The 26,702-nt window shown below is 35.8% G+C and carries 29 protein-coding genes; 21 read left to right on the top strand and 8 right to left on the bottom strand.

Annotation, left to right across the window (positions count from 1 at the left end):
- Positions 1-32 precede the first annotated feature (32 nt).
- Entirely contained in the window at positions 33-773 is a 741-nt protein-coding gene (locus tag MKY30_RS02465) for a WecB/TagA/CpsF family glycosyltransferase (protein ID WP_341082706.1), read from the top strand.
- A gap of 131 nt (positions 774-904) precedes the next feature.
- On the opposite strand, the gene MKY30_RS02460 is transcribed toward MKY30_RS02465, so the two are convergent.
- The 3 genes from MKY30_RS02460 to MKY30_RS02450 all read right to left on the bottom strand — a co-directional run bounded on the left by MKY30_RS02460 (position 905) and on the right by MKY30_RS02450 (position 1,662).
- A complete protein-coding gene (locus MKY30_RS02460) occupies positions 905-1,045 on the bottom strand; it encodes a YvrJ family protein (RefSeq protein ID WP_147209959.1) in 141 nt (46 codons plus the stop codon).
- Between the two features lie 140 nt (positions 1,046-1,185).
- Positions 1,186-1,398 carry a DUF2922 domain-containing protein gene (locus MKY30_RS02455; RefSeq protein ID WP_147209960.1) on the bottom strand — a complete coding sequence of 71 codons (213 nt, stop codon included), beginning with the start codon at positions 1,396-1,398 and terminating at the stop codon, positions 1,186-1,188.
- Between the two features lie 33 nt (positions 1,399-1,431).
- Positions 1,432-1,662, bottom strand: coding sequence for a DUF1659 domain-containing protein (locus MKY30_RS02450; RefSeq protein ID WP_147209961.1), 231 nt, complete (start codon positions 1,660-1,662; stop codon positions 1,432-1,434).
- A gap of 373 nt (positions 1,663-2,035) precedes the next feature.
- Here MKY30_RS02450 and MKY30_RS02445 point away from each other — a divergent pair, with 373 nt between their 5' ends.
- Together MKY30_RS02445 and wecB are read left to right on the top strand one after the other, a co-directional pair.
- Positions 2,036-2,593: an RNA polymerase sigma factor gene (locus tag MKY30_RS02445; RefSeq protein ID WP_147209962.1), complete on the top strand. Its 558-nt coding sequence runs from the start codon at positions 2,036-2,038 to the stop codon at positions 2,591-2,593.
- A gap of 135 nt (positions 2,594-2,728) precedes the next feature.
- Complete coding sequence (gene wecB / locus MKY30_RS02440) at positions 2,729-3,844, top strand: non-hydrolyzing UDP-N-acetylglucosamine 2-epimerase (RefSeq protein ID WP_147209963.1); 1,116 nt, start codon at positions 2,729-2,731, stop codon at positions 3,842-3,844.
- A gap of 71 nt (positions 3,845-3,915) precedes the next feature.
- Here wecB and MKY30_RS02435 read toward each other — a convergent pair whose 3' ends face one another.
- The 3 genes from MKY30_RS02435 to MKY30_RS02425 all read right to left on the bottom strand — a co-directional run bounded on the left by MKY30_RS02435 (position 3,916) and on the right by MKY30_RS02425 (position 7,023).
- The gene (locus MKY30_RS02435; RefSeq protein ID WP_147209964.1) at positions 3,916-5,142 is read right to left on the bottom strand and encodes an LCP family protein; all 1,227 of its coding nucleotides are present in this window, start codon (positions 5,140-5,142) and stop codon (positions 3,916-3,918) included.
- Between the two features lie 315 nt (positions 5,143-5,457).
- The gene (locus MKY30_RS02430) at positions 5,458-5,601 is read right to left on the bottom strand and encodes a hypothetical protein (RefSeq protein WP_186813591.1); all 144 of its coding nucleotides are present in this window, start codon (positions 5,599-5,601) and stop codon (positions 5,458-5,460) included.
- 342 nt (positions 5,602-5,943) lie between these two features.
- Positions 5,944-7,023: a C40 family peptidase gene (locus MKY30_RS02425; RefSeq protein ID WP_341082705.1), complete on the bottom strand. Its 1,080-nt coding sequence runs from the start codon at positions 7,021-7,023 to the stop codon at positions 5,944-5,946.
- Between the two features lie 904 nt (positions 7,024-7,927).
- Here MKY30_RS02425 and MKY30_RS02420 point away from each other — a divergent pair.
- The 3 genes from MKY30_RS02420 (at position 7,928) to MKY30_RS02410 (ending at position 10,443) form a co-directional block, all read left to right on the top strand.
- Complete coding sequence (locus MKY30_RS02420) at positions 7,928-8,551, top strand: DUF5067 domain-containing protein (RefSeq protein ID WP_147209966.1); 624 nt, start codon at positions 7,928-7,930, stop codon at positions 8,549-8,551.
- 364 nt (positions 8,552-8,915) lie between these two features.
- Positions 8,916-10,100: an N-acetylglucosamine-6-phosphate deacetylase gene (nagA, locus tag MKY30_RS02415; RefSeq protein WP_341082704.1), complete on the top strand. Its 1,185-nt coding sequence runs from the start codon at positions 8,916-8,918 to the stop codon at positions 10,098-10,100.
- A gap of 214 nt (positions 10,101-10,314) precedes the next feature.
- Entirely contained in the window at positions 10,315-10,443 is a 129-nt protein-coding gene (locus MKY30_RS02410; protein WP_281289834.1) for a hypothetical protein, read from the top strand.
- A 121-nt stretch (positions 10,444-10,564) separates the two neighbouring features.
- Here the strand turns inward: MKY30_RS02410 and MKY30_RS02405 are convergent, their stop codons facing one another.
- On the bottom strand, positions 10,565-11,038 hold the full coding sequence (locus MKY30_RS02405) for an ImmA/IrrE family metallo-endopeptidase (RefSeq protein WP_341082702.1): 474 nt from the start codon (positions 11,036-11,038) through the stop codon (positions 10,565-10,567).
- Between the two features lies 1 nt (position 11,039).
- Positions 11,040-11,423 carry a helix-turn-helix domain-containing protein gene (locus MKY30_RS02400; RefSeq protein ID WP_147209969.1) on the bottom strand — a complete coding sequence of 128 codons (384 nt, stop codon included), beginning with the start codon at positions 11,421-11,423 and terminating at the stop codon, positions 11,040-11,042.
- A gap of 295 nt (positions 11,424-11,718) precedes the next feature.
- On the opposite strand from MKY30_RS02400, the gene MKY30_RS02395 reads away from it, so the two are divergent.
- From MKY30_RS02395 to MKY30_RS02330, 15 genes are all read left to right on the top strand, one after another.
- Positions 11,719-11,943, top strand: coding sequence for a DUF739 family protein (locus MKY30_RS02395; RefSeq protein ID WP_341082701.1), 225 nt, complete (start codon positions 11,719-11,721; stop codon positions 11,941-11,943).
- Between the two features lie 43 nt (positions 11,944-11,986).
- Positions 11,987-12,226 (top strand): hypothetical protein, encoded by a 240-nt coding sequence (locus MKY30_RS02390; protein WP_341082700.1) that lies wholly within the window; start codon positions 11,987-11,989, stop codon positions 12,224-12,226.
- Between the two features lie 158 nt (positions 12,227-12,384).
- A complete protein-coding gene (locus MKY30_RS02385) occupies positions 12,385-12,909 on the top strand; it encodes a hypothetical protein (protein ID WP_341082699.1) in 525 nt (174 codons plus the stop codon).
- An 874-nt stretch (positions 12,910-13,783) separates the two neighbouring features.
- Positions 13,784-14,188 (top strand): phage tail terminator protein, encoded by a 405-nt coding sequence (locus MKY30_RS02380; RefSeq protein WP_341082698.1) that lies wholly within the window; start codon positions 13,784-13,786, stop codon positions 14,186-14,188.
- The gene (locus MKY30_RS02375) at positions 14,185-14,661 is read left to right on the top strand and encodes a phage tail tube protein (RefSeq protein WP_077601566.1); all 477 of its coding nucleotides are present in this window, start codon (positions 14,185-14,187) and stop codon (positions 14,659-14,661) included. The genes MKY30_RS02380 and MKY30_RS02375 overlap by 4 nt, the downstream gene beginning before the upstream one ends.
- Before the next feature lie 217 nt (positions 14,662-14,878).
- Positions 14,879-15,280 (top strand): hypothetical protein, encoded by a 402-nt coding sequence (locus MKY30_RS02370; protein ID WP_147209973.1) that lies wholly within the window; start codon positions 14,879-14,881, stop codon positions 15,278-15,280.
- 9 nt (positions 15,281-15,289) lie between these two features.
- Positions 15,290-15,859, top strand: coding sequence for a Gp15 family bacteriophage protein (locus tag MKY30_RS02365; RefSeq protein ID WP_341082695.1), 570 nt, complete (start codon positions 15,290-15,292; stop codon positions 15,857-15,859).
- Positions 15,859-15,999, top strand: coding sequence for a Com family DNA-binding transcriptional regulator (locus MKY30_RS24075; protein WP_077601569.1), 141 nt, complete (start codon positions 15,859-15,861; stop codon positions 15,997-15,999). Before MKY30_RS02365 ends, MKY30_RS24075 begins: the two co-directional genes overlap by 1 nt.
- 55 nt (positions 16,000-16,054) lie before the next feature.
- Positions 16,055-19,600, top strand: coding sequence for a tape measure protein (locus MKY30_RS02360; RefSeq protein ID WP_341082693.1), 3,546 nt, complete (start codon positions 16,055-16,057; stop codon positions 19,598-19,600).
- Positions 19,597-20,295: a distal tail protein Dit gene (locus MKY30_RS02355; protein WP_341082692.1), complete on the top strand. Its 699-nt coding sequence runs from the start codon at positions 19,597-19,599 to the stop codon at positions 20,293-20,295. Before MKY30_RS02360 ends, MKY30_RS02355 begins: the two co-directional genes overlap by 4 nt.
- A 131-nt stretch (positions 20,296-20,426) precedes the next feature.
- Positions 20,427-25,007 carry a phage tail spike protein gene (locus MKY30_RS02350; RefSeq protein WP_341082690.1) on the top strand — a complete coding sequence of 1,527 codons (4,581 nt, stop codon included), beginning with the start codon at positions 20,427-20,429 and terminating at the stop codon, positions 25,005-25,007.
- Positions 25,004-25,450 carry a hypothetical protein gene (locus MKY30_RS02345; protein ID WP_147209979.1) on the top strand — a complete coding sequence of 149 codons (447 nt, stop codon included), beginning with the start codon at positions 25,004-25,006 and terminating at the stop codon, positions 25,448-25,450. The genes MKY30_RS02350 and MKY30_RS02345 overlap by 4 nt, the downstream gene beginning before the upstream one ends.
- Positions 25,434-25,712, top strand: a complete 279-nt coding sequence (locus tag MKY30_RS02340) for a hypothetical protein (protein ID WP_341082689.1) — start codon at positions 25,434-25,436, stop codon at positions 25,710-25,712. The genes MKY30_RS02345 and MKY30_RS02340 overlap by 17 nt, the downstream gene beginning before the upstream one ends.
- Positions 25,713-26,119: 407 nt before the next feature.
- Positions 26,120-26,413 (top strand): hemolysin XhlA family protein, encoded by a 294-nt coding sequence (locus tag MKY30_RS02335; RefSeq protein WP_341082688.1) that lies wholly within the window; start codon positions 26,120-26,122, stop codon positions 26,411-26,413.
- Positions 26,414-26,420: 7 nt separating this feature from the next.
- Positions 26,421-26,645, top strand: a complete 225-nt coding sequence (locus MKY30_RS02330) for a phage holin (protein ID WP_156985096.1) — start codon at positions 26,421-26,423, stop codon at positions 26,643-26,645.
- Positions 26,646-26,702: the final 57 nt, after the last annotated feature.

The raw sequence follows: 26,702 nt of genomic DNA, 5'->3' as shown, positions 1-26,702 counted from the left end.
GAAATGAATCGTGGGGAAAGGACATAGAGAACATGCAGAAAGACCGCCAAAGTATAAAAGTAATGGATATTGATTTTGTTAACAAAACACAATATCAATTTTTAGTAGAGGATATTTTCCCTGCCTTACAGCATAAAGAAAAAAAGTTTATCGTGACGGCTAATCCAGAGATAGTGATGAAAGCGCAGGAAGATGACACCTTTAAAAAACTGATTCAAGAAGCAGATTATACGGTGCCGGATGGTATTGGTATTATCCTGGCTGCTAAACTTCTTGAAACGCCATTACAGGAGAGAATTGCCGGATTTGATTTGACATTGGATTTATTAAATTATGCCGATGAACATGGATTAAGCTGTTATTTTTTAGGCGCAAAAGAAGAAGTAAACCAAAAAGTCGTGAAAAATGTACAGTCAGACTATCCCAATATTCATATTGCAGGAAGGCATAATGGCTATTTTGATATTGATGATTGTAAGCTTGCGGAAGAAATTGCAGCGATAGCTCCTGATATTGTCTTGGTAGCTGCCGGATTTCCAAAGCAGGAAAAATGGATTGCTGCATATAAAGACTTGTTTAATCATGGATTGTTTATGGGTGTTGGAGGAACATTTGATGTACTGGCAGGGGAAGTTAAGCGGGCTCCAGAAATATGGGTTAAATTAAACCTGGAATGGTTTTATCGTCTGCTGCAGCAACCAAGAGTGAGAATCAAGCGTACACTGAAGCTTTTTGAATTTATGTGGATTATTTTAAAGAATAGAAAAAAGTGACCGAAGCATGCTTTAGCAGCGATTATTATTTTTACAACACGAGTAAAGTTCGGACATTAGCATGCTTGTATTTCCATAAATAACAGAGAAGAGGATTTTCCCATTTTATTTCATATGGGAAAATCCTCTTCTTAATTTACTTTCTTAGGAATTGAGATCGAATAGATGGACTCAATTAACTGATTAAGCTTTCCCTCAACCCGGTGGAGCAAGTAAAAGGTCACCGCTGCAGGAAATCCAATATCGGTTAATAGAGAAATCCATGCTTCCATACAATTCACCACCTTTTATTTAAATGATTTTCAAGAACAGACAGGACAGATAGACGATGATGGTTATCTGTATTACCTAATAAAAGACAATGCCGTGAGGAGAGCCTCCTCACGGGACAAAGTCTGTAACACTAGAAGAATTATAATTCAATCTCTTCTACAATACGTTCAACAATGCGGGCACTGTGTATTTCAGTCAAATCTCCGCCTGTGGAATAAAGAGCATTTTCACGAAGAATAGTATCCATTGCTTCTTGAATGGATTCCGAATTAACCGGTTCTGTAGGATGATCTACCGAATAGGTTACAACCTTTCCCTCTGCATTTAAAAACTTCAATTCGAGTTTTCTCATGTGTTTTCACCTCCTCTCTGGAAATTTTAGAGCTTAGGCTTCATCTTCGTGAATTTCAGAAACATCACGACGACTTACGCCATAAAGCTCATGCTGCTGAACAGATGCGAAAGCATTTGCTGTTTCATAAAGCTGTTCAGGAGTGGCCTCTGGTTTTACATTGTTGAATCGTTTTTGCTTCAGGATAAACTCACCGGAAATTGGATCGAAACCCTCATTCAGTGTAAGCTGCAAAACAGATTCAGTCAGTTGAGCAACTGCCATGTTTATCACCTCCTCTCACCCCTATAGTCGTTTCCCATTCAAAAAAGGGGGCACGTTTGTAAAAAGAATTTTATTTTTTTCTAAAAGACCATTCGAAAAAATAAGGAGAAATGCCTGCAAAACACTGATATCAAAGGGTTCAGAATACGAAACAAATATAAAAGTCAAAAATTGTCGATAAAAAGATTGTAAAATAGTCAAAATGGCGTTTTAAGCCGAAAATAGGATAAAAAAGGAGGTTTTTAAGAGCAAAACGTCATTTTCCCCCGTGTAAAACGCCATTTTGTACGGGGGAACAGGCTAAAAGGGTAATATGACATAATATGTAGATCCTGCTAGATTAAAAATATCTTGAGAGAAAGGAGGATGAATAATGACAAAGAAAAAATGGGAGCTGGAAGATTTTATTGAACAAAATCAGCGTAGAGTATACTATCAGATGTCAAGACTGCAAATTGATGAAAGGGAAGGAGATTACTTTCAAGAAGGGCTTGTAGCAATGTGGAAAGCTTATGAAAATTATAATCCCGATAAAGGGCCGCTAACTACATACATGAATTTTCAGATTCGTAATCGCTTAGTTGATGTGCTCCGTCAATCCATTGTGGAAAGAAAATATATTGAGCAGCTGGGTATTCAATTTAAAGGTGAGACACAGTCCGGAAACTATATGGATGGAAACAAAATACCTTCTGAAAGTGAGGGAGAAGCTAATCCACAGGGGATTATTAATAAAACAATTGAAAGCGATTTCAGTGATTTAACAGCTGTACTGACTGATAAACAAAAGGTTTGGTTCGACTATGCTATTGTAGAAGGACTATCTAATCAGGAAATTGCTGAGAAGGAGCAGATAAGCTTAGAAGCAGTGAAAAGCTGGGCGAAAAGTGCAAAGCGCAAACTTCGTAATCTGGACTGGGAAAAACAGTAAGATAAATGGATTATAGATGCGTTGTAAAGCTGGCATTTTTATAATCCATAAAAGATTGCTATAATGATTTTAGAAATATTAAATGAGAAGGATAATTTTTTTAATATTATAATGTATGTACTTGGAGTGATAGTTTTGACAAAGCGTATTAAAGTAATGACTATCTTTGGGACAAGACCTGAAGCAATTAAAATGGCACCGCTTGTGCTTGAATTAAACAAACGTACGGAAGAATTCGAGTCCATTGTAACAGTGACTGCTCAACATAGAGAGATGTTAGACCAGGTGATGAAGATATTTGGAATAACTCCAGACTTTGATTTAAATATTATGAAGAAGCAGCAGTCTCTTGCACAAATTACAACCCGTGCTTTAGAAGGCTTGGATGAAGTAATGAAGAAGGTAAAACCGGACGTTGTGTTAGTTCATGGTGATACCAGCACTACCTTTGCAGCTTCTGTTGCAGCTTACTATAATCAAATTGCAGTAGGGCATGTAGAGGCAGGACTGCGAACATGGAATAAATATTCTCCATTTCCTGAAGAGATGAACCGTCAGCTAACTGGTATCATAGCCGATTTACACTTTGCTCCTACTGAAAAAGCTAAACAAAATTTGATTGATGAGAATAAACCTGCTGAACAAATATTTGTAACAGGAAATACGGCAATTGACGCATTAAAAACGACAGTTAATAAAGCCTATTCCAGTAAGATTCTTGATGAACTGGGTGATAAGCGTCTTGTGTTAATGACTGCGCATCGCAGAGAAAATCTGGGCAATAATATGAAGCAGATGTTCAGAGCGATTAGCCGATTAGTAGAGGAGCATAAAGATATTCAAGTTATCTACCCTGTACATTTAAATCCAGCTGTTCAAGAAACAGCAAATGAAATCCTGGGAAATAATAAACGTATTAAATTGATTTCTCCACTGGATGTGGTTGATTTTCATAACTTTGCAGCACATGCACATCTAATACTGACCGATTCTGGAGGCGTTCAGGAAGAAGCTCCGTCATTAGGTGTTCCTGTACTAGTATTGAGAGATACGACAGAACGACCAGAGGGGATTGATGCAGGGACATTAAAATTAGCTGGTACAGATGAAGATACTATTTTTGATATGGCGAATCAATTATTAAGTAATCAACAAAAGCATGATCAAATGGCAAAAGCTTCGAATCCTTATGGAGATGGTGAAGCATCAAGAAGAATAGCAGATTCAATTCTGAGCTATTTTAAAAATTGAATTATGAAATGACAAGTGCCAATATAACATAAAAAATTCCTTTCCAGCTATCTCTGGAAAGGAATTTTTTATTAATAAGGACTTCCATCTGAATTATATTCGTCTGTTTCCTCATACGATTCTTCTTCTTGATAGTAGCTCTCACCCTGTTCTTGGTCAGAACCTTCTTCCTGATAAGAACCATCTTCTTGATAGGTTCCTTCTTCCGTATTTGATTCTCCATAAGGATCCTGGTTTGTTTCGCCTTCTCCTTGATAAGGGTCATTCTGTTGACCTTCAGCCTCGTTTGTTGTTTGTCCTTCATCTTCAGCAAGAGAACTAGAAATCTCCAAGTGCTCTTGAAGCATAGCTCTTGTCTGTTCTAATGCCACTTCGTCAAGCAGCCAATAGTAAGTAGAACCCGGCTGATAATCGCTGCCTTCTAAGGTAAAGCTTTCAATGTCCAGCCCGCCAGTTCCGAAAGTAATAAAGGTCATCAGCTCTTTGAATGACATATTTGTATTCATATTGCTGCCAACTGCCGCAATAAGATCATCAAAATTTAAAACAGATCCGATAGATGTTGCTTTATCCGCTACAGCATTAACAACTTCCATTTGCCGTTTACCTCGTTCAATATCGTTATCCAATTTACGGGTACGTGCGAATGCTAATGCTTCTTCACCATCAAGCTCTTGCTCTCCAGGATAAAGATGAATAGCTCCTGCTTTATCCGAAGAATCCTGCTCCGTAAACTCAAATGGTACATCGACATTTATGCCGCCAATCGCATCCACGACATCAACAAAAGCGTGGAAATTAACACGTACATAGTAATCAACTGGAATATTCATTAAATTTTCAACAGTTTCAATCGTTGCTTTTGGTCCGCCATAGGCATGGGCATGTGTGATTTTATCCTCACGCCCTACTTCTGGTACATATACATACGTATCACGAGGGATACTAATTAATTTAACGCTCTTTTCATCCTTGTTAAAGGTTGCTAACATAAGGGTATCCGAACGGGAGGTTTCTGCATTATTACGTTTTTCATTTTCGTCAACGCCAATAATTAGAACAGAAACATTATCGATATTTGGGTCAACCTCGAAATCCCTTAAATCAGATTTCTCGCGTCCGTCATCTTCAAAAGAACCAGTGACAGCATTATTTGCTTTAACATATAAATAACTTCCATATCCAATAACTGCAAGCAAAGCTAAGGCGACCACAACTAAAGGTATTAAAATCCCTTTTCTAAGTTTGCGCTTTTTTCGCGTAACTCTGCGACTCTGCACCTTTTTATGTTTTGACATTACAAATCTCCTTTTTTACAAGAAATATGGACTCATTTCTTGATAAACCACTCTTAATTCTACTATGAAATAATTGATTAGTAAATTTACAATTACATTACATGTCCTTTTTTGTCGATATGTCCAAATACTTAGTTGTCATCCTTTAAATTCTTTTTGATAATTGTAGAAGAAATACCGTCTGCTGGCGTCTGTCTGGGGAAGTAGATGACTTTACAGAAAGAACGCAGTTTATCAAATTATCCTTTTCAACAACTCTCATAACAAACATATCGATTAAAGAATGATGTTTAGAATGTCATAGGAATGAAAAGACTAGCTAATATTAAGTGTATTAGAATAATCGGTGGATAATTCTACAATAAAATAATCATTCGTTTTTTCGGGGAATTTTATTAAATCCACATGACCTATATACAATAAATCAGAGGTTCCATAAGTGATAAAAGTACGTATCATTTCTACCTCCTAAAAGCTTATTAAAATAATAGTAACATAAGGAAGGTTAAATGAATAAATGAGAGCGACAAAAAATATGCTTTTTTTTAACCAATATAAAAATTCAGTCTTGTATTACAATTTTATATAGCATATATATTCGAAATATCTTTCTCTTGATAAAAAAGTGTGAAAGAGGGTTAATTCGAACAGTAATCCTTTTTGTATAGAGAACGGAATTGGTTGTGATACCTAAAAATCTTCATTGATGAAACTCACATGTTATTTTGTATATAAAAAAATCTGTATCTACTGTTTAAAACAACAGCAGATACAGATTTTTAATCCTATTAATATATGAAATTAATAAAAGCGTTTATAGCTGTCGAAATGTGAACTCCAGTAAGAGTTACTTAGAGATGTTACTGTAACACCAGTAGAAGTTCCTGCATGAATGAACTGATTATTTCCAATGTAAAAACCCATATGAGAAGGACCAGATTTATATGTTCCAGAGAAGAATACTAAATCTCCTACTTGAGGGCTGCTGACTGTATAAGATTTGTTATAGTATCCTTCAACATTTGTCCGCCCCATACTTTTACCAGCCTGATTAATTACGTAATGAATAAATCCACTGCAGTCAAAACCACTGCTTGGAGATTGTCCTCCCCAAACATAAGGCTTTCCAGTCTGAGCTTGTGCAGTTGAAATGAGTTTATTTACATCGTAACCAGCACTGGAAGATGAATTGCTTGAAGAACTATTGCTGTTGCTGCTGGAACTACTGCCAGAGCTTTTATTAGAATTGGAACTGCTTGAGCCACTTACTTTTAACTTCTGACCAACAATAATTAAATCAGATGATAAATTGTTGATAGATTTTAAGTTAGATACTGTAGTACCCTGTTGACTCGCAATTTTAGAAAGGCTATCACCAGATTTTACAGTATAGGTGCTAGAAGAACTAGAGCTGGAAGAATTAGATCCAGAGCTTGAACTAGAGCTGCTGGAACCGCCACTGCTGACACTTAATTTATTTCCTGGGTAAATTAATGTAGTAGATAAATTATTCCACTTCATTAAATTGTTTAAAGAAATACCATGTTTATGTGCAATACCGCTTAATGTATCACCAGATTTTACTGTGTATGTACTTCCGCCAGAACTGCTTGACCCGGAATTAGAGCTGGAACTTGAGTTAGAACTTGAACTCGAAGACCCGGTTGTTTTTAATACCTGATTCGGAAAAATAAGATCCGAAGAAAGGTTGTTAAGAGATTTTAGTTTAGAAACAGTTGTTCCTTGATTTTGTGCAATCTTCCAAAGATTATCGCCGCTTTTTACTTTGTAAGACGCTGCGTCAGCACTGTCTGTAGCAACAAAAGCAGATGCAATTGCTGCTGAAGCAGTAACAGATAAGAGTATTTTCTTGTTTGTCATTTGTGTATTGCCTCCTTAGATTTTAGTGTTCGGGGTGTTGTTAGATGTGTGCTGAATATGATTATTTGTATGGAGACCAAAGAGGAGTGCTTTAAAGAAAATAATAATAGTTAGATTACTATTCTCTCGAAGCTTTGTCCGTACGATTAAATGAAGAAGAATATCTTTAAATACATACGTAACAATCTTGGTACAGGAACAAATTGCATATTCGACATAGGACAACAAGATGTATTTTACCCACAGATGTATATTAATTGTAATTTTAGAGTGTGGTTTAATAGTTTTATAATGAGGTATTACTAGTTTATTTAATTACAAACATAATACAAATAGAAATTTATGCATCTGTCTATAAAAAATAATTCCAATAAATACATCTTTATAAAAGTATATCGTTTTATAGATAATTATGGTAGATGATATATGAATTTGTAATATGTTTGTAATGTTATCAGGGGGAGTTCTATGGAACTACTTTTTTGTAGGATTACAAGATATAAAGATTTAGATAGGTTGAATAGTCCCTTGGGGAAGTGATATTAATAGTAATATAGTAACGAGTGAGAAGTTGTTTTTCAGTATTGAATGGCTTTAGGAGTTCTAATAAAAAGGTAAAAATTTGTTTTATTTTGCGAGAAGAGTAGATGTATCTCCTGACCGAAGGGAATGTAATAAAAATCACGGAGTTATTACTATTTATGTGTTAATAAGGTAGAAAATGAAATGTAACCTATATATTATATATGTATTAATCTATTATTTATTTTAAAATGTGTGATGTGTTGTAAGTACAAAGCCTTGGAATTGTTTTGTATTGTTTATATTAAAGAGGGCTACTACCATTTTAACTTTAGATATGGTAAAATATTCATATAAATATACATAGATTGGGGAGATTAGGGTGAAGAAATTATTATTTTTGTTATTTGCAAGCGTGTTAGTATTAGCAGGATGCGGTGAGAATGAAGAAGGTTCAGAAACGGATAATGAAACTGCATCTGCAGAGGAAACAAATAATAATGATAATGAAAGCACAGAATCAGAAGAAACTGATGGTGAAGAGGCAGAAAGTGAAGAAGTAGAAAACGAAGAATCAAATGAAGAAGAGAATGACGAATTCTTTGAAGACAATGTGCTCCAAACCGATAAATTTAAGATTGAAATTACTGAAACTAAAGTAATTCCAGCAGGTGAAAAAGGTAATGAATATGGAGAAAATCCTGTGTTCGCTATTTGGTATAATACAACTAATTTATCTGATGAAGATTTAGACCCTTCAACAGCTTGGATGTTTACGTTTACTGCAATACAAGATAATGATCCTAACATAGAAAATGAGCTCTCAGTAGGAATGCTTCCTGATGATGCACATTTGGACACTCAGATGGCGAATATAAAAAAAGATGGAACAGTAGAGAACTCTATCTCCTATGAATTGACTGATACAGAAACACCAGTTACCTTGGTAGCTATCAAAGATTTGATTGGTGATGAAATAGGTAGAGCAGATTACGAGATAGAATAATTAAAATAAGACTCAACAACAAATTAAGGCATCCATTTCAGGGTGTCTTTTTAATTGTCTAGCATACAATGTCAAATACTTTTGATTCTATACTGAATTACTAGCTTTTATTTAATGATAGAAGAGAAGGAGAATGTATTTTTTTGAAAAATACATAAGGCAAATTATATGAGAAGAGAAAGAAAAGTTCCCATTAATGAAGGTTTACTTTAATTACTCTTATAAAAGAGTAATATCCAATGTAATTCGATAAATCATGTCATTTCCCGGGAAATAACAACAAAAAATACATTTATTCAAGTGATAGCGTTATAATAGAGAAAACAAAACATAAGCCATGAAAAAAGAATGGAGGAAATAGACAGTGGGAAATTCAAAATTACTTATAAAAAACGTAAAGGAAGCCTATCTATATCAAAAAATTGTGCATGACGTATCTATTATGACAGAGAATGGTAAAATAACACAAATTCTTAAACAAGAAGAGTTAACTGATTTTGAGGGAGAGACTATTGATGCCCAAAACAAATTAAAACTGCTCCCGGGTTTTATTGATTCCCATATCCACGGAGGTTATGGTGTTGATATCATGGATGCTACACCAGAAGCATTACAAATCCTTGCAAATAAATTGCCATCAGAAGGAACTACAAGTTATCTTGCCACAACAATCACACAATCAGATGAAGAAATATCAAATGCATTAAGAAATGTTTCTGTATGGACAGTTGATCAACAAAACCAAGGTGCAGATTTAGTTGGTGTCCATCTGGAAGGACCATTTGTAGAGGTATCCAAGGCAGGGGCACAACCAATGCAATATATTACAGAACCAAATTTAAATAAATTTCTAACATGGCAAAAAGATGCAAATGGACAAATCCGAACAATTACAATGGCGCCCGAACATGATAAAACAGGTAACTTTATAAAAACACTATATAAATCCGGTGTTAATGTTTCTGCAGGGCATACAGATGCATCTTTTGGCCAGATAAAAAATTCTATTCAATTCGGTGTTAGACAGCTGACACATCTATGCAACGCTATGAACGGTATACATCACAGGGATATTGGAGCAGTGGGAGCAGCATTTCAATTAAAGGATTTACATGCAGAATTAATTTCTGATGGCATCCATGTTGTACCAGAAATGCTGCAGTTAATCTTTGATAATATTGGATCAGATCGAATTATTATGATTACAGATTCCATGCGGGCAAAAGGATTGGAAGATGGAAAATATGAGCTGGGTGGCCAGCCTGTTGAAGTGAAAAATGGACAGGCTACATTGGACAATGGTTCGTTAGCAGGAAGCATTTTGAAGATGATTGATGCAGTGAAAATTATGCTGAAATTGGATGGAGTAGAGCTTGAGGATATTGTGAAGATGACTTCAGTAAATCCGGCAAAACAAATAGGCCTATTTGATAGAAAGGGGAGTATTGAAACTGGGAAGGATGCTGATTTTGTATTGTTAAATGATCAGCTGGATATTGTATATACGATTTGCAAGGGGAAAGTAGCATATGAAAAGGATAATAAGTAATTGTTCAAACGTTTGATTGAGAAGGATATACAGTTTAAATAGAGTTACATGGTTATGAGTTTACTCACACTAGAAATGAATACTTCATTCAGTTTTAATTAAAGCTATACAAGGTAGAAAAGTAATACATTTTATTGATTAAATATATTCTAGTTAAATCAATTGTATCGATCTGGAATAATGATAATATAAAAAAGTTATCAATGATTTCTTAATGAATCATGCAAGAGGGCAAGTAGCATCTACTTCCCAATTTTTTGCCTATGGATTAGCGGTAAAACATGCATTAGAGACTGCTCATACCATTATTGGTAATGAAAGCAAAGAAATAGAAAGATATTAACAAATTATTTATGAGCCACTTGGATTTCCAAGTGGCTCAGTGCATTATCTGTTCAGAAGAAATTGATTAAGAGTGAATCAAATTAATATACTAACAAAAAGAGAGTGTTAGTTCTTTTTCATCAAAAATCCCTACAATCAAACCACTCAATAACCCCCAAAGGATCAAAACAAACAGTATAATTATCATAATAAACAGACAGCCCATACTTCTCCTTATACCTCTGCAAAGCAGCTTCCAAAAACGCCTCCGTAACCTCCAGATAATTAGCTAATTCATATTTATTTCTCAAATTTAACCGATGTGCCTCTATAATTTTTGATATAGGAATAGTCTTTTCATAAGCCCAGGCTCTGGCACGTAGCTCTTGTTTCCGATTTACAATCTTGGACTGGTCTATTATATCCCCGACAGTAGTATGGTAGTGACCCAATTCTTCTGCTAAAATGGACGCTTTGTCTGCGGAGGTTTTTAAATAAATTTTATTTATCCATATGATATTATCTGCATATAATCCTTTAACATTCTTAACCATGGATTTTTCATAAACCTCTACATTATATTTACTGGCGTGATTTAATAATTTTTCATACATACTATTCCTCATTTCTTTTAGAACGTATATAAGCTTTAAACCGCTCAATTTCTTCTAATTCTTCTTCTGTCCAATCTTCTCCATCATGATGAGCAGCAATCGTATCTATTTCGTCTTCGTCAGCTTCTCTTTTATCAGCAGGAATTCGTTCTTTATGTGTATCATACCCCATCAGCCAGGCCTCGTTTACATTTAACGCCTCAGCCAATATATATAATTTATCCTGCCTGGGCTCTGTCTTACCATTTACATATTGACTGAGATCAGTTTTAGATATTTTGATATTATCACGAGCGTATTTTTTAGTTGAGTTAAGTATGTCTACTTGTTTTAAATTTCTTTCTTTCATAATTTGTTTTAACCGCTCTCCAGTACTTAATCGCATAATTAGAATCTCCCTTATAAAATTTTTCCGTTTATGTCTGTTTGTAATATATACTCTATTTTAAGTGTGCAGAGAAGCTGCATGATGATTATGTAAAATAATAAACAATGATAACTGACGTAACCAAATATAAAGAAAAAATGATTTGGTAGAATAATTTAAGTATATACAAAGTATAAACTTTATTCAATGGAAAAATTCAATTTATTTGAACTTTAATATTGACGAAAAATAATTTAAATGGTAGGATTTACTAAAGTTCAAATAAATTGAACAAGAGGAAGAGGTTGATACTATGAAATTCAATTACTCGAGTTTATATAGCAAAATCATTGAAAAGTATGGTAGCCAATATAGTTTTGTAAAAGCAATAGGCCTATCAGAAAAATCAGTTGCTCTAAAATTAAATGGAAAAATTGGATGGGAACAAAAAGAAATTGCAAAAGCTATAGAAATACTTGAAATTAATAGTAGTGAAATCCCGAGATATTTTTTTAATTATAAAGTTCAAAATAATTGAACATAAAATAAATAAATTATTTATATTGAGGAGGGATTGAAAAATGCTTAAAGATCATTTTTTGGAAGAAGACTATGATGATGTTATTGAAGAGATCAACCGGATTCTAAGCATTAATGAAAAAGCTTTAAGAATAGCTGGATGTGGTCAATGGGAACTGAAGAATACTATTATAGAGCAGCTTAATCATGCATTTGAAAATCTCAGAATGCTCAATCAAAAGAAAATTAACCAGCAAAGAGCATCGTCTGTGAATGAAGATATAAGACGGTATATGTTCTAAAAGGAAATGATGGAAGCTCAGCTGCTTTCACCAATTTAAATATTAATTAGGCCCTGCTGGACTTCCACAGTAAATTTAGCGGAAAAAATTGGGATTCTGAACTTTTTCTTCGTAAGACTTTTATCAAACATAAAAACTAATTTGAGGGGAGAATAACTATGAATTTAACTGATGAACAATTAAAATTAATCACTGAAGTTGTTTCTGAGCAAGCAATTAAAACGTATAAAGAAGATATGGAGAAACGTGAAATTACTAAGCAAGATTATCGATTGCATAATATTAAGCTGCTTTTAAAGAATTATAGAGCCCTGGTTCTTCATTGTGAAGAATTGATGGATGAATTAGAAGAGTTTAACGAAACTTCCATACAAGAATTAGATATAGAAACAATCGGTTTGGAGTCGATAGAATCTATTAAACGAAGTAAACGAAAATCAATTTCTATGGTTTACTTTATCCAGGGGAAAATGGAAGCCTATAAGCGCTCCTGTAACGAAAATGAATTAAAATATTATCACGTGTTAGAAAAACGCTATCTATCAAGTACAAAATATACAATCTCACAAATTGCAGAGTTAGAGAATATTGATGAGCGTACGGTACACCGTTATTTAAAAAAGGCTATAGAAGATTTACCAGTTATCTTTTTCGGTGTGTCGGCTATCAGCTTTGCAAATTGATCTTGTCGTAAAGCTGTCTTGATAGTGTCATGATGAAGATGCTAATATGATAGTATAGAAAAATATCCAATATAATTCATAATATAAGTTCAGATTTTATCGGGAAACCACAGAAGTGCTGTAAAAACAGCTGCTTCCGTGGTTTTTTTAATACAAAAGTAATAGTTCATCTTCTATTTGAACAAGAATCTATGGACCGATACTAATTTTGAATTATATGATGCAGTTAATTGGTTAAGGTTATTCTGGTACAGGTTTTAAACGCTAAGTTTTTATTTATCAGTTATAAGCTTAAAAAGAAGATCTTGTCGTAAAGCTGTCTTGATAGTGTCGTGATGAAGATGCTAGTATGATAGTATAGAAAAATATATAAAATAATTCATATTATAAGTTCAGATTTCATTGTAAAACCACAAGGGTGCTGTAGGAACAGTTATTTTTGTGGTTTTTTGTTGTCTCTGCCAAATGATTTGAAAAATGAATCTGTCGTAAAGCTGTCTTGATAATGTCATTATAAGGGTGCTAATATGATAGCATAGAAAAGTTTATAAAAAATCCTGGCATCATTATATAGAAATGTGCTGGTGAACATGAGACATCCATTAACGGATGTCTTTTTTTATAGGATTATATTCTGAATGCTGTAAGGAGGTGATGTCACGTTTTGTAAAATACTAAATATAATTTGAAAGGAGGATTGATATGGTTGTTCCTATAAGCAATAAAAACTGCTCGCAGATAACTTATATGAAGCAGTTTAACTACATTTAAAATTAATAGTATGAAAGTGCTGGCCTTAAATAAGATGTGGTATTACAGCATAATTAATTTACAACAGAGGCAAGGAATAAATCATCAAAAGGATGAAGAACTGATGAAAGCAGACTTTATGCAACAATTAAACCGTCGAATCAATAGTATGAATCTGTTCAGCCGAAGTGTTATCGGAGTAATGAATGATGAAGACTCTATAGCAATCACTTCTATACCTGGTGCTGATGAAACAATTTATTTCGACGGTACAAGAGATAAAAATTACAATATACAAGTTTCAGCTAAAAGTAAAGACCGACAAGAGTGCTTGGAGAGCTTAACCAGTATTTATAAGGAACTGGAAAGCTTAGACAATCTGCCAAGCGAAAATGATAGTTACAAATTTCAAAGTATCAATATAAATGATTTCCCTGCATTAGTTCTATATGATGAGCAGGGATTTTTTATTTATGAATTATCTATTACTGCAAAAATTACAATACACAAAGGGGTTAAAATATTATGAGCGAATTACTAAAATTAAACATCCAATTTTTTGGGCGAGAGAAGAATGCGAAAACAGAATACTATGTAGGTGCTGTTCCAGAGGATGGTACAGAAGAGGTTGAATGGCTGCGTCTGGCAAAATGGATTTCCAGCGTAACAGATGATACGGAAGAAGAAGTAGAAGACATGGCTTTTTACGATGGTGATGGTACACCAGAGGATGATGTTATCAGTGTGAAAAAAACATATGCCTTTGAAGGTATGTATGACGATGAGATTGAGGCAATGAAGTTTATTGCCGGTCTGGAATTTGAGACTGGATCAGGTCGAAAAATCATGTTTAAACAAGTACGCACTAACGGAGATGAATTTGCCGGAGTTGCTACAGTGAAGGATCCTAAAGTAACAGGTGGAGAAGCATCAGAGTACGCAGTATTTGAATGCTCTATCAGCTGGGACCGCCGTCCTGAAAAGACCACAGCTACTCCCTGAGGATCCCCCGAATAACGGGGGAGAAGAACCGAATGAGCCTGAGCCTGAAGATCCAGAAGAATCGGATGGAGCGGGAGAAGAGGAAGAGAGCGACGAATAAGCCGCTCTCTTATTTTATTTTCTCAGAGAAATACGAAATATAGGATAATCTATGAATCTGTTAAAGGATGAGCTGATTCATAGGTTATCTAATAAATTTGAAAGGTGATGAACTGTAATGGCAATTAAGATTCAAACAGAAAAACCCGTCATACCTATTGAAATTGGAGAATTAAATTTTGAATTTCCTGTTGATGATGAGGCAATTAAAAAATTTCGGGATCAAATTCCGAAGTTAAAGGAAGAATTAGAACAACTCGCACCTGAAAATAATGAAGAGGATCAGGAATTAGTAAAGGAGGCGTTAAGTAAAGGATATGACGTCATTTTAGGAGAAGGATCCTTTGATAAAATTTATAAAGTAACACCATCGCTTGTTTACTGCATGCACTATTATTCACAGTTAGCTGAAGGTCTCGAAAATGAATTAAAAGAAAGAGGTTTCTCTGATTCTACACAGGAAAAAGCGCAGAAATATTTACAGCAAAACAAGAAACAACCAGTCAAGAAGAAAAAGTAGTGATAGATTATGCTGAATCTGGCCTATCCGATTAATGATATAGTCGTTATTGATGATGAAAGGTATGAGATAAACCTCGCCTATGATAACGTATTGCGCTTGTTTGATATGCTGAATGATGAGGAATTAACAGATGTCGAACAAATTGAAATAGGCATAGAAATGCTGCTTGGCAAGCCGCTTGATGTAGACTTGGAAAAACAAGAAGAAGTCTTCTTTGCAATTTTTAAAAGTACAATAAGCAAGGAATCGGAAGATAATGCTGCTGTTGATATTGATGGTAATCCGATGCCAATAATGAATAAGGAGAAAGACAATAAGAAGGTTTATTCCATTAAACAGGATGCAGAATACATTTACGCATCTTTTTATCAAGATTATGGAATTGATTTATTTGAAGCGCAAGGGAAATTGCATTGGTACAAATTTCAAGCTTTATTGGCAGGGCTGCGTCAAGATACGAAGTTTAAGGAAGTAATCGAGATCCGCACGATGGAATTGCCATCGGGTAAAGGAGCGGCAAAACATCATAAACAAGTGGAAGAGGCAAAAAAAGCTTATAAGCTAAATCCTGAATAATGCCTTTTAAAGGCGGTGTGGAATTGAAGCTAAAAGAAATAAGATGTAAAAAATGCAATAAATTAATTGGGAAAATAAAGGGCATTGCTGAAATAAAATGTCCGAGATGCGCAACGGTTAATACAGTAAATGACCGTTAGAGAGCCCTTGAGCCCCTGTGCTGAAAAATTTAAAGCATGGGGGTGAAGTATGTAAATGGCTGATGGTGAAGGAAAAGTAATTATAAATATTATATTAAACGATGGACAGGCTGTTCAAGGTTTAGACAATATAAATAATAAAGTAGATGAATTAGATAAAACTGGGGAGAAGGCAAATCTCAGCATAGGTAAAATCGCTAAATCTGTTTCTGACATTGCTAAAAAAACGGGCGTATTTGATATGCTGAAGGATTCGGTAAATTCGGCTTTTGATGAAATAGCTACGATGGAGAAATTTGAACGAACAATCACAGCCATAACAGGAAGCGCTGAGAAGGCTAATACAGCATTGGATAGCACGAAAAAAATTATTAGTGGTACAACCTATGGAATTGACACTGCCACAAATGCCGTAAAGGGATTTGTAAATTCGAATATGGATGTAGGTAAAGCGACAGAATCGATTGCTGCCTGGGGGGATGCGGTCAGTCACTATGGTGACGGGTCAAATGAGGCATTTACTGCTGTTACGGAATCTTTGGCCCAGATGGTTGACGGTGGAAAAGCACAAATGGATACCATGAACCAGCTTACAGAAGCAGGAATCCCTGCTTTGCGCATCTATGCAGATGCGACAGGACAATCCGTGGAAGAAGTTGCGAATCAAATGCAGCAGGGTGAAATCTCTGCAAATAGTTTTATGGATGTCATGAATAGTGCATTAAAGGATGGGACTGAAAGTTTCGGAGCTATTGATGGAGCTGCAAAAGACGCAGGATCTTCATGGACTAATTCAATTGACAACATGAAATCAGCAACTGTACGTGGTATTACTGCGATTATCGGATCTATAGATTCGATGCTGGAAAGTGTTGGGCTTCCTAAAATGCAGGAGTTGATTACGGCTTTTGGACCTTTGGCGGTAACTGTATTCCAGCAGGTAGCCGCAAGCTCATTAACCTTAGAAGGTACTTTAAATACACTTAAAAAAGGAATGGAAGGATTGGGGAATGCCGCAAAGTCTGTTTGGGGCGTCATCGCCAGTCATCCAATCATCGCAATTATCAGTGCTGTTGTTGCTTTAGCAGCAGTTATTATTTATTTATGGAAAACCAATGAGAATTTCCGTAACTTCTTTATAAATGCCTGGGAGTCAATCAAAAACGCTGTCATTAACTTAGGTCCAGGTCTAAAAATGCTTGGCAGCCAAATCGCTGATGTTTCTAAAAAGATGTATGATGTATCATTAGATGCTTTTAGTACATCTGTTCAATGGCTTGGTAGTGTAGCGGAAACAACGGGAGAAACATTTTCTAATCTGGCGGGCAGAACGCAGGAATTAATAACCAGTTTAGCAGCTGGTGCTGTAAATGGTTTTAATGCTGCTATGGAATGGCTGGGTAACACAGCAAGAACCGTGAGTGAATTTTTTGCGGAATTGAGAGAACGGATCAATATTGGTCCTGTGCTTGCCGCTGTTATTGGTCCAATAACTACCATCGCAACTGCATTTTTTGGATTGGCAAGTCCAATTGGCTGGGTAATCAAAGGGTTTGCATTGCTGGCAGCACAAACATCCATTTTTTCCGATATCCTTGGAGTTTTTAAAGGCGATATGTCTATTGGTGAAGTGGTAAATAATTTTGCAGCAGATCTCTCTAATTTGATAACTAATCTGGCTGAAAATGCAGTTATCTTTATAGAAAAAGGGACTGAAATGATTGTAGGATTCATTGATGCCTTTGCCGTAAATCTTCCTGAATTAATCAATGCTGGTGTTGAAGTGATTACAAATTTAATAACCGGTTTGGTATCAGCATTACCTTTACTGATAGAAACTTGGCTGCAGCTTTTCACAACATTATTAGAAGTAGTCGTCATGATCATACCATTGATTTTGGAAATAGGTATTACGATTATAACTACATTAATAGAAGCAATCGTTGTAGCGCTGCCTTTACTGATAGAGACCTGGTTACAGCTTTTTACAACATTATTAGAAGTAGTTGTCACGGTGATACCATTAATTTTGGAAATGGGTATTACGATTATAACTACATTAATAGAAGCAATCGTTATCGCACTGCCTTTACTGATAGAAACCTGGCTACAGCTTTTCACAACATTATTAGAGGTAGTAATCACGATGATACCACTGATTTTGGAAATAGGTATTACGATCATAACTACGTTAATAGAAGCAATTGTTACCGCATTACCAATGCTAATAGAGACTTATTTAACAATTATTATGACTTTAATCGATACGATTACAACTGTGCTGCCACTGGTTATAGAGGTTTTTCTTCTTTTATTAATGACTATTGTAACGACTTTAATTGAAAATTTGCCACTAATTATCGAAGCCGGTATACAAATATTAACTGCGTTAATAGATGGAATAATCATCTTGATACCAGCTTTAATTGAAGCGGCAATCACGATAATCATGGCTTTAGTAGAGGCTGTTATTACGAATCTACCAGTAATTTTAGATGCAGGTATGCAGATTTTAACAGCCTTAATTAATGGCATCATCCAGATCCTTCCACAGTTAATAGAAGCTGGTCTCAACATTATCCTGGCATTAGTTCAGGCAATTATTGGTCTTTTACCTGAACTATTAAATGCCGGAATTCAAATTCTATTTGCATTAATAGATGGAATAGTAAGTATAGTACCTCAATTGATAAATGCAGGTATCCAGTTACTGCTGGAGCTGGTAAGTGCATTTATCGGCTTACTTCCAGAATTAATAAATGCTGGTATACAAATATTAATGGCCTTAATACAAGGAATTATCTCTATTGTTCCACAATTGTTAAGTGCGGGTATCCAATTAATACTTCAGTTAGCAGGAGCTATTATTCAATTGCTCCCACAGCTGTTAAATGCAGGTGTTCAGTTAATCACTGCATTAATAGGCGGAATTACACAAATGATTAGTAATGTTGTGTCGGCCGGCTGGGGACTGGTAACAGATTTAGCAGGCGGCATTATTGATAAAGGGAAGGACATTTATAACGCTGCCAAAAATATTATTGGAGAAGGAATTAATGGCGTTAAGGAAAAAGCAACTGATTTCTTTAATGCTGGAAAAAATATTGTTGGCAGTATAGCTGATGGTATTAAGGAGAATGTTGAAAAAGTAAAGGGTGCTATTGGAAATGTAGTACAAAAAATACGTGATTTCCTTCCATTCTCTCCTGCAAAAGAGGGACCTTTAAAGGATATTATGTACCCGGGTATTACCAATTCGCTTGCTAAAAATATTAAGCAGGGAAGCGGTAAGCCTTTAAAAGAAATGCGTTCTTTAACAGAGGATTTGGCTGATGAAATGAATCCTGAGATTACTAACCGGTTGAGGGGAGCGTCTGTATCCCTTGGCAATCTATCCACTCAAGCATCAACTACACAAGTAATTGATGAGAATAGAAAGTGGCTGGTTAAGAATAACGAGGAAGAAAGTAAGCAGCCTGTTATCATGGATATTTATGTTGGAACGAAGAAAATTGCCAGAGAAATAGTTGATGATATCACGCATTTACAAGCAAGACAAAATAACCGTAAGCAATACAGACCGAGAGGAGGCATGGCATGATTTTCAATGGAGAAAGTAAAAGCTATATCCGGGTGAGGCGGGAGTTATTCCGGCCTCCTTCTCCGCCTATTGAATTTGATACAATTGATTATTCAAAAGGAGGGAGCCGTGTTGTAAAGAAACGATTTACGGGTTTTACATTCACTGTACCTATAAAAATAATCAGTCCGAATAAACGTATTGAAGAATTAAAAGAGGAATTATCCGATTGGCTTATTCACGAAGATCCTAAAAAATTGGGTTTTAAAGATATTCCAAATCGTTATTATCTGGCTTATTATGAATCAATGGAGCTAGATGAACGTCCCTATAGTGCTACTGGTGAAATTAATTTTTATCTTCCTGATGGACGTCGGATTGGAGAAGAAAAAACGATTAATATAAGTTCTTCAAATACAAATTATACTATTACTGGTCAGGATAAAGCACCATGGACTGTTGAAGCGGTATTTACTCGTAATACAAATGAATTTGAGTTAATCACAAATCAGGGGATTTATCTTCTGCTTGGCTATGATTTTATAGAAGGAGATCGTCTGACTATCAAGTACGAGGGTAGGGAAGTATGGCTTAATGGCAGGGATTTGAGACAAGCTATTAGGCTTAAAACAAATTATGAGCTGTTGAGTCCTGGAAATTTGCAGGTGAGAGCAAGTCATAATTGTATTTTGAAGTATGATGAGAGGTATTTTTAGTGAAATTCGATTATGTATTTTCAGAAATGTTTTAGCCTTTTATAAGTTAATTTTACTCATGGTATATTACAGCTCTAAATTATTGAATTTGAAACAAACGAGTAAATACCCTGATGGAAAGGAGTGAACCTATGGAATTATTCGTATTTTCTCAAGATGAACAACTTTTAACAATCATATCTGAAGATACAGGGCTTGTCGAAGCACTTTACCGAATTGAGGTAAATAGTATTCCGACAGAGCCCTTTTCTTTTACCGTTGAATCTGACCAGAAGGTTGCCGAGCATGTTAAAGAAGAAAATAAAGTAATGTTTAAAGACCACGAAGGCGACTGGCGTTTAATGAATATAAAAGAAGTAGATGATAGTAATGATATAGATGGTCCGGTAACTATAGCAACATGCGAGCCTGCTTTTTTAGCTGAACTAAATGAGCATATTGTAGTAGATCGACAATTTGTGAACCAGACAGCAGACGTTGTATTAGCAGCTGCTGTAGAAGGTACGCGCTGGCAAACAAGTGTTGAAGTGGAACTAGGTAGAGCAACTGTCAGTTTTTATTATATATCCAGCATGGAAGCAATTTGGGAAACCATTGAGACTTGGGGCGGGGAGTTTAAGGATATCGTGAATTTTGACGAGACAACGAATAAAATTACTGGTTGTTATGTCAAGATTCTTCAACGTTTGGGAGCAGAGAATGGGCAACGATTTGAAATTGACCACAATACTACTGAAATAGGCAGAACAGTTCTTTCTTATCCAAAGACGGCATTATATGGACAAGGGGCCAGCTTGAAAACAGAAAATGATGATAGCACCAGGTATATTGATTTTGGTGATGTGGAGTGGCGGGCAGATCGAGGAGATCCTGTGGATAAGCCATTAGGTCAAAAATGGGTTGGAGACCCTGATGCACTAGATAAGTATGGAATTTTAGAAGAAGGTAAAAAAAGACATCGTGATGGAACCTATAGTAACCAGGATTATGAAGAGCCTTCAGAGCTGTTGTATGCGACATGGGAGTCGCTGCAAAAAGCAAAGAAGCCGGAAGTAAATTACCGTTTATCTGTTGAATTATTCAATGAAAAAGTTAACTTAGGCGATACATGTCAGGCGATTGATCGCAAGTTTGCCAGACCAATAGAAATCCAGGCTAGAGTAATAGCTATGGAATATGACCTGATGGACATTGAAGGTACGATGGTTGTGGAGATGGGGCAGTTTTTGGACTTAGGAGATAATCGTCTCGATAACTTGGAACGTGAAGTAGAAGAGATAAAAAGCCGTCCTCCAAGCGCTAGAATTGATGAAAATAGCTTCCCTGACCGAAAGCCAAGCACACCAGTAGATCTGGAATCATATGGAGGGTTTGAAGTTATCCAGCTGTACTGGCAATATGCTGATGAAATGTTTATTAAATATTATGAGGTATATGGAAGCCGTACAGAGGATTTTGTACCGGATATCCAACACCTTTTATGGCGTGGTGATGTAAGTGCATTTGCACATACTGTCGCTACAGATGAGGTATGGTATTACCGAGTGAGAGCGGTTAATTATCATGGAAGATCGTCTGATTGGAGTGTGCAGGTTCGAGCGGCTACTCAACGGATTATGGATGAAGATATACTTTGGGGGCCAGAAATCGCAGAAAGAATGCGTGAACTCCATCGAATAAGTGATATTATAGGCGAGAATGGTATTGATTTTGACCAGATATCTCAAGAGGCCAAAGACTTGATCCATCAACAAGTTCGAATTTATACAGATGAAGAAATACAGTCTGCGTGGGATGGAATCATGGGAGAGTTAGATATCCGTACAGATTTACTCGATGACAGGGTTACAGATCTTAATCAAAGAGCTGCCGACTTAATCAGCCGCGCTGACGAAACGGAAGATATTTTACGAGAGTATAGTGTCCGTATTGATGAGACTGAACGAGGTCTTGAATTTAAAGCTGATAGCACTGAAATCAATCGTATTAATGGCGAAATAAGAGGTCATGAAACATGGCTAGAAATACTGGATGAAGGTTTGCAGAGTAAGGTTAGTGAAACCTTTGTAAGAGATGCTATTGATGGTATTGAGATTAGCAGCAGGAATTTAGCATCTATAAATGCGGTGAAAAAGTGGTCTGCTGGTTCAATGACTCGGGATGGTTATAAATACACTCTCGCCAACGCTAACGGTAGTACAAATGCTGGATTATATATTGATAGAACACAGTTTAAAAACAGTACTGAATACGTTGTTTCTTTTAAAGTTAAAAAAGTCAGTGGGACAGTATACACTATTGCTGGTCATAGAAATGCGCAATCAAGTATTGAAAAAGTTTATAAAGATGGTGTGCTTCTTGATACTCCTAATGGCTGGAACAGTGGTGACATAAATTATAATAATAGTGCTGACGAGCATGAATATGTAATTTATTTTACAACCAGTATCAATGCTGTTGAAAATAACAATCACCCATTTTATTTACAGCCCAATCGTCCGAGTTATAGTGAATCTTTTGTTGTTGAAGTATGGGATTTACAGCTTGAGGAAGGAAATAAAAAGACTGGTTGGCAACCAGCTCCCGAAGACATCCTATCTGTCCAAGAACATCATAGTACACTGATAGAGCAAAACAGCCGGGAAGTCAGAATCCAAGCCGAGTCAATTATCGATATTGAAGGTGATATTACTAGCGCTCAAGCACGTATTAACGTCATGTCTGAAGAAATTAACGAGCGTGTCACTAAAACAATATACGACCAAGAGACCGGCAATATAAGGCAGTCTCTTGCTGATGTTCGTAATTTTGCAGAGGGTATAGAGCAGACTGTTAGTACCATTGAGATTGGTTCGGTTAACCTGCTAACCAACAGTGATTTTAGTAAAGGATTAACTGAATGGAACTTTCAAAACGGAGTAAGTGCAGGGAATATAGTAACTCAAGAGAATGGTAATTTAATAATTGAAAAGTCATCAAACTCTAATCCTTCATTTCTTAAGATAGGCATAGGTGGGGGGATAGATAATAATAGAAATTTAGTAGCTCAAGTAAAAGCTAGAACAGTATCGGGAATTGGGACAATGAGGACTAGGTTTGGTACTGGCGTAAATTCTTCATCTGAAACATTTGGGAGTAATTTTGAAACGAAGTATTTTAAAGTAACTAAAAATGGTAACAATAATTTTGTATTTGAATTAACGTCAACTGGTAGGCTGGAAGTTGAGCATGTTCAGTTGGAATTCGGTACTATACCAAGTGATTACAGAGTTTCGCAGGATGAATTAAATAAAAGAATGAGTACAACTGAATCTTCTATCACTCAATTAGCCGACGAACTTGAAGTTAAGGTAGACGTTGACGGGATTGTGTCTGAAATCAACCTTAAAAAAGAAGGAATTCGCATAAGTGGTAACCTTATCCACCTTGATGGCTTAACTTTGATTGATGACGCTATTATCCAAAACGCTCATATCGCAAATGGTGCTATCACACGAGCGAAGCTTGGAACAGCGATCATCGGCACGGCTCAAATCGAGAATGCGGCTATTACCAATGCGAAGATAGCCAGCGTAAATGCAGACAAAATTAACGCAGCTAACTTGGCAGCTATATCAGCAAATCTAGGAACAGTAACAGCTGGTAGATTAAATAGTAGTAATAACAATATGGACTTAAACTTAAACACTGGTAGTCTTACGATGCAAAACGCTAACTTCAAGCTTGGTAATGGAGCAGATATAGAGTTTACTCATTTCGGTAACAGGATTTATTATTCTGGTAATTTGAGAGGTACTGCGGGATTAGGTGTAGGTAGGTCGATTAACGATACCTTACCTTTTGCTTTTTTAGGTACTGCAAGCACAAATGACGCAGTAAACCCAAGAGATCAGGATAACTTTTCCGGATTTATCGCTAATAGAATGCAAAGATACCATGAAGATGGCATTGGTAACTCAGTTGTGGGGCATCGGTTCGATGTAAGGAATAGTGCGACAGCTTTTGAGTGGGGATTTATGTTTGACATACGAGGAAATCGAAAAGTGTTAAGAGGCATAAATTCCGGCACTTATAACTACGACTTAGGGGCAACTGGACAGCACTTCCAAAGATTATATGTAAATTCTATCTATTCTACAGAAAGTATCGTGCTGCGTAGCGCTGTTTCGGGATACAGCTCAAGAGGATTCACTGCTGAGCTGACCTATACAAATGGTCTTATGCATTTTCGAGGTACACATTCAGCGGAAAATCACGCTTTAGGTAGGCCTAGTTGGAGATTTCAACAGCTTTACCTTTCTAACTCTCCAAACGTCAGTTCTGATGAGCGGCTTAAAGAGAATATTTCAGACAATCCTTTAGGTCTAGACTTTATAAATCGGGTAGAGACTAAAACGTTCAATTTTAAACAGGCTAGTAACGATTTAGGGTATAAACCTATACAATTAGGCGTAATAGCCCAACAATTGCTTCCTGCTCTGGAATCATACGGCATAGAGCACACTAAACACTCTATCTTAACGCTGGATGAAGATGGATATTTTGGAGTTAAGTATGAGCAGTTCACTATTCCGTTGATAAAAAGCGTGCAGGAAATTGACGTAAAACTAAACGAAGAAATCAATTGGCAGCACATTGAGTATCAAGCTCTTAAAAATAAAGTAACCCAATTAGAAGATAGAGTAAAAGAATTAGAGGAGTTGGTAGCATGATCAAATTACAAAACAAGGACCTGCGAAATGCAGCAGACTTTTTACAGAATACAGTATCAGTTAAAGGGAAGAAAAATGTACACCGTATGCGTATTGTTAAAGCATTGACTGAAAAGGATAAAGAAATCCGGGAAGAAGAGGTAAGTCTCTTAAAAGACTATGCAAAATTGGATAATCGAGGTGAGATTATCTTTCTTGATAATGGACAGCCGATAATCAAAGAGAAGAAAGAGTTTAACGAAGCCCATAAAGCTTTATTTGAAGAATATTTTGTACTAGATGATAACAATCTTGAATTAGCACTTAAAACAGTTGAAAAGTTAGTGAGTGATTTTGATAAGGAATTATCTGGACAGCAGGCAGAAGCACATTTTATTCTTGCAGAAGCTTTCGAAATTGCTAATGAAGAAAACAAAGAGGAGGAGATTGACAGTGATGAATAATTATACTTTTACAGAGCAAAGTTCTAAAAATGTTGAACGGAATGGCGAACAGGTAAGACTGGTAACATTTCGGGGATCTGGACCTAGAGATGGAATCGATAACGAATATTTAAATGTCGATGGCAGGGTTGATATCCCGTTAATGGATTATTTTATGGCAGGCATGGAAAACCGCATTCCTGCACTTATTAAAGATAAAGTTATCGAACAACTGACAGCTAGAGAACAAGAATTAGAAGGCAAAGAGGAAAACGCTGAATAAGCGTTATTTTTTATGCTTTAATTTTCCTCTTGTCATGTCAATGTGGTAATAGGGAGGGGGTGAGAACAAGCCTCAGAAAGTGAAGTATATTTTCTGAACTTTTATCTCGCCCCCTTTCAATTTACTCTATCAACTCCTTTGCTGATCTGTTCCATAAATTATTGAGGATATAGAATTAAAAATGTAAAAAAATGTTGAATAATGAATTTGTATCCTTAAACTTTAGGATTATTAGATTTATTAATTAGAAATAAGGGGGAATTTAAATGAGGCATCTTATAATGAGGTGTCTTTTTTATGGTTTGAAAGATTATAATAATCAATTTTCTAGCCGAAAAGGTTATTTTTATGAGATTAGCACACATATTGGCTGCCCTTTTTATGTCTGAACTAGCAGGGGGTCGATGATGCTACGACAAGAGGAAATAGGAGATATGAATGCATGGAAAGATAGAGTGCAGCAAGATGTTAATGAATTAAAAAGTAATTATCATCTGATGAAAAAAGACGTGGAAGGTTTACAACGTAACGATATCAGGCAGGATAGTCAAATTGAGAATGAGCAAAAAACATTATCTGCTATTCAGGATGATACAAATTGGATAAGATGTAAAATATCAGGTGCTTTTATTACAGCACTAATCACAGCTGTGGTAGCTGGTGTTATTGGTGTGGCGGTGACCAATATTTGGGGAGGATGATAGACAAATGGATAAAGGAACCATCGTAAGGACACTAGCATTAATAATCGTTTGGATAAATGTCTGGCTGGAGCAGGCTGGTTTAAATGCTATCCCGGTTTTTAGCGAAGAGGCAATTGCTTTAGGCTTAACAACCATTGTAAGTATTTGGACATGGTTTAAGAACAACTATATTACCTGGAAAGGTAAGCAGCAAAAACAGGTTTTACAGAATAATCAATTGATTAAATAAGCAGCTGGTCCAAATGGATGAGCTGCTTATTTAATACAAAATTATATCCCATTTCTA

It is taken from the genome of Oceanobacillus sp. FSL W8-0428, from assembly GCF_038004405.1.
Classification (GTDB): Bacteria; Bacillota; Bacilli; order Bacillales; family Amphibacillaceae; genus Oceanobacillus; species Oceanobacillus sojae.
The sequence above is the reverse complement of the archived record's forward strand: the minus strand, read 5'-3'. Positions and strand labels throughout refer to the sequence as shown.

Bases quoted from the DNA above. Each gene is read 5' to 3' on its own strand.
- MKY30_RS02465 (WP_341082706.1), top strand. From the start codon at position 33: ATGCAGAAAGACCGCCAAAGTATAAAAGTAATGGATATTGATTTTGTT.
- MKY30_RS02460 (WP_147209959.1), bottom strand. From the start codon at position 1,045: ATGGAAGCATGGATTTCTCTATTAACCGATATTGGATTTCCTGCAGCG.
- MKY30_RS02455 (WP_147209960.1), bottom strand. From the start codon at position 1,398: ATGAGAAAACTCGAATTGAAGTTTTTAAATGCAGAGGGAAAGGTTGTA.
- MKY30_RS02450 (WP_147209961.1), bottom strand. From the start codon at position 1,662: ATGGCAGTTGCTCAACTGACTGAATCTGTTTTGCAGCTTACACTGAAT.
- MKY30_RS02445 (WP_147209962.1), top strand. From the start codon at position 2,036: ATGACAAAGAAAAAATGGGAGCTGGAAGATTTTATTGAACAAAATCAG.
- MKY30_RS02435 (WP_147209964.1), bottom strand. From the start codon at position 5,142: ATGTCAAAACATAAAAAGGTGCAGAGTCGCAGAGTTACGCGAAAAAAG.
- MKY30_RS02430 (WP_186813591.1), bottom strand. From the start codon at position 5,601: ATGATACGTACTTTTATCACTTATGGAACCTCTGATTTATTGTATATA.
- MKY30_RS02425 (WP_341082705.1), bottom strand. From the start codon at position 7,023: ATGACAAACAAGAAAATACTCTTATCTGTTACTGCTTCAGCAGCAATT.
- MKY30_RS02410 (WP_281289834.1), top strand. From the start codon at position 10,315: ATGAATCATGCAAGAGGGCAAGTAGCATCTACTTCCCAATTTTTTGCC.
- MKY30_RS02405 (WP_341082702.1), bottom strand. From the start codon at position 11,038: ATGTATGAAAAATTATTAAATCACGCCAGTAAATATAATGTAGAGGTT.
- MKY30_RS02400 (WP_147209969.1), bottom strand. From the start codon at position 11,423: ATGCGATTAAGTACTGGAGAGCGGTTAAAACAAATTATGAAAGAAAGA.
- MKY30_RS02395 (WP_341082701.1), top strand. From the start codon at position 11,719: ATGAAATTCAATTACTCGAGTTTATATAGCAAAATCATTGAAAAGTAT.
- MKY30_RS02390 (WP_341082700.1), top strand. From the start codon at position 11,987: ATGCTTAAAGATCATTTTTTGGAAGAAGACTATGATGATGTTATTGAA.
- MKY30_RS02385 (WP_341082699.1), top strand. From the start codon at position 12,385: ATGAATTTAACTGATGAACAATTAAAATTAATCACTGAAGTTGTTTCT.
- MKY30_RS02380 (WP_341082698.1), top strand. From the start codon at position 13,784: ATGAAAGCAGACTTTATGCAACAATTAAACCGTCGAATCAATAGTATG.
- MKY30_RS02375 (WP_077601566.1), top strand. From the start codon at position 14,185: ATGAGCGAATTACTAAAATTAAACATCCAATTTTTTGGGCGAGAGAAG.
- MKY30_RS02370 (WP_147209973.1), top strand. From the start codon at position 14,879: ATGGCAATTAAGATTCAAACAGAAAAACCCGTCATACCTATTGAAATT.
- MKY30_RS02365 (WP_341082695.1), top strand. From the start codon at position 15,290: ATGCTGAATCTGGCCTATCCGATTAATGATATAGTCGTTATTGATGAT.
- MKY30_RS24075 (WP_077601569.1), top strand. From the start codon at position 15,859: ATGCCTTTTAAAGGCGGTGTGGAATTGAAGCTAAAAGAAATAAGATGT.
- MKY30_RS02360 (WP_341082693.1), top strand. From the start codon at position 16,055: ATGGCTGATGGTGAAGGAAAAGTAATTATAAATATTATATTAAACGAT.
- MKY30_RS02355 (WP_341082692.1), top strand. From the start codon at position 19,597: ATGATTTTCAATGGAGAAAGTAAAAGCTATATCCGGGTGAGGCGGGAG.
- MKY30_RS02350 (WP_341082690.1), top strand. From the start codon at position 20,427: ATGGAATTATTCGTATTTTCTCAAGATGAACAACTTTTAACAATCATA.
- MKY30_RS02345 (WP_147209979.1), top strand. From the start codon at position 25,004: ATGATCAAATTACAAAACAAGGACCTGCGAAATGCAGCAGACTTTTTA.
- MKY30_RS02335 (WP_341082688.1), top strand. From the start codon at position 26,120: ATGCTACGACAAGAGGAAATAGGAGATATGAATGCATGGAAAGATAGA.
- MKY30_RS02330 (WP_156985096.1), top strand. From the start codon at position 26,421: ATGGATAAAGGAACCATCGTAAGGACACTAGCATTAATAATCGTTTGG.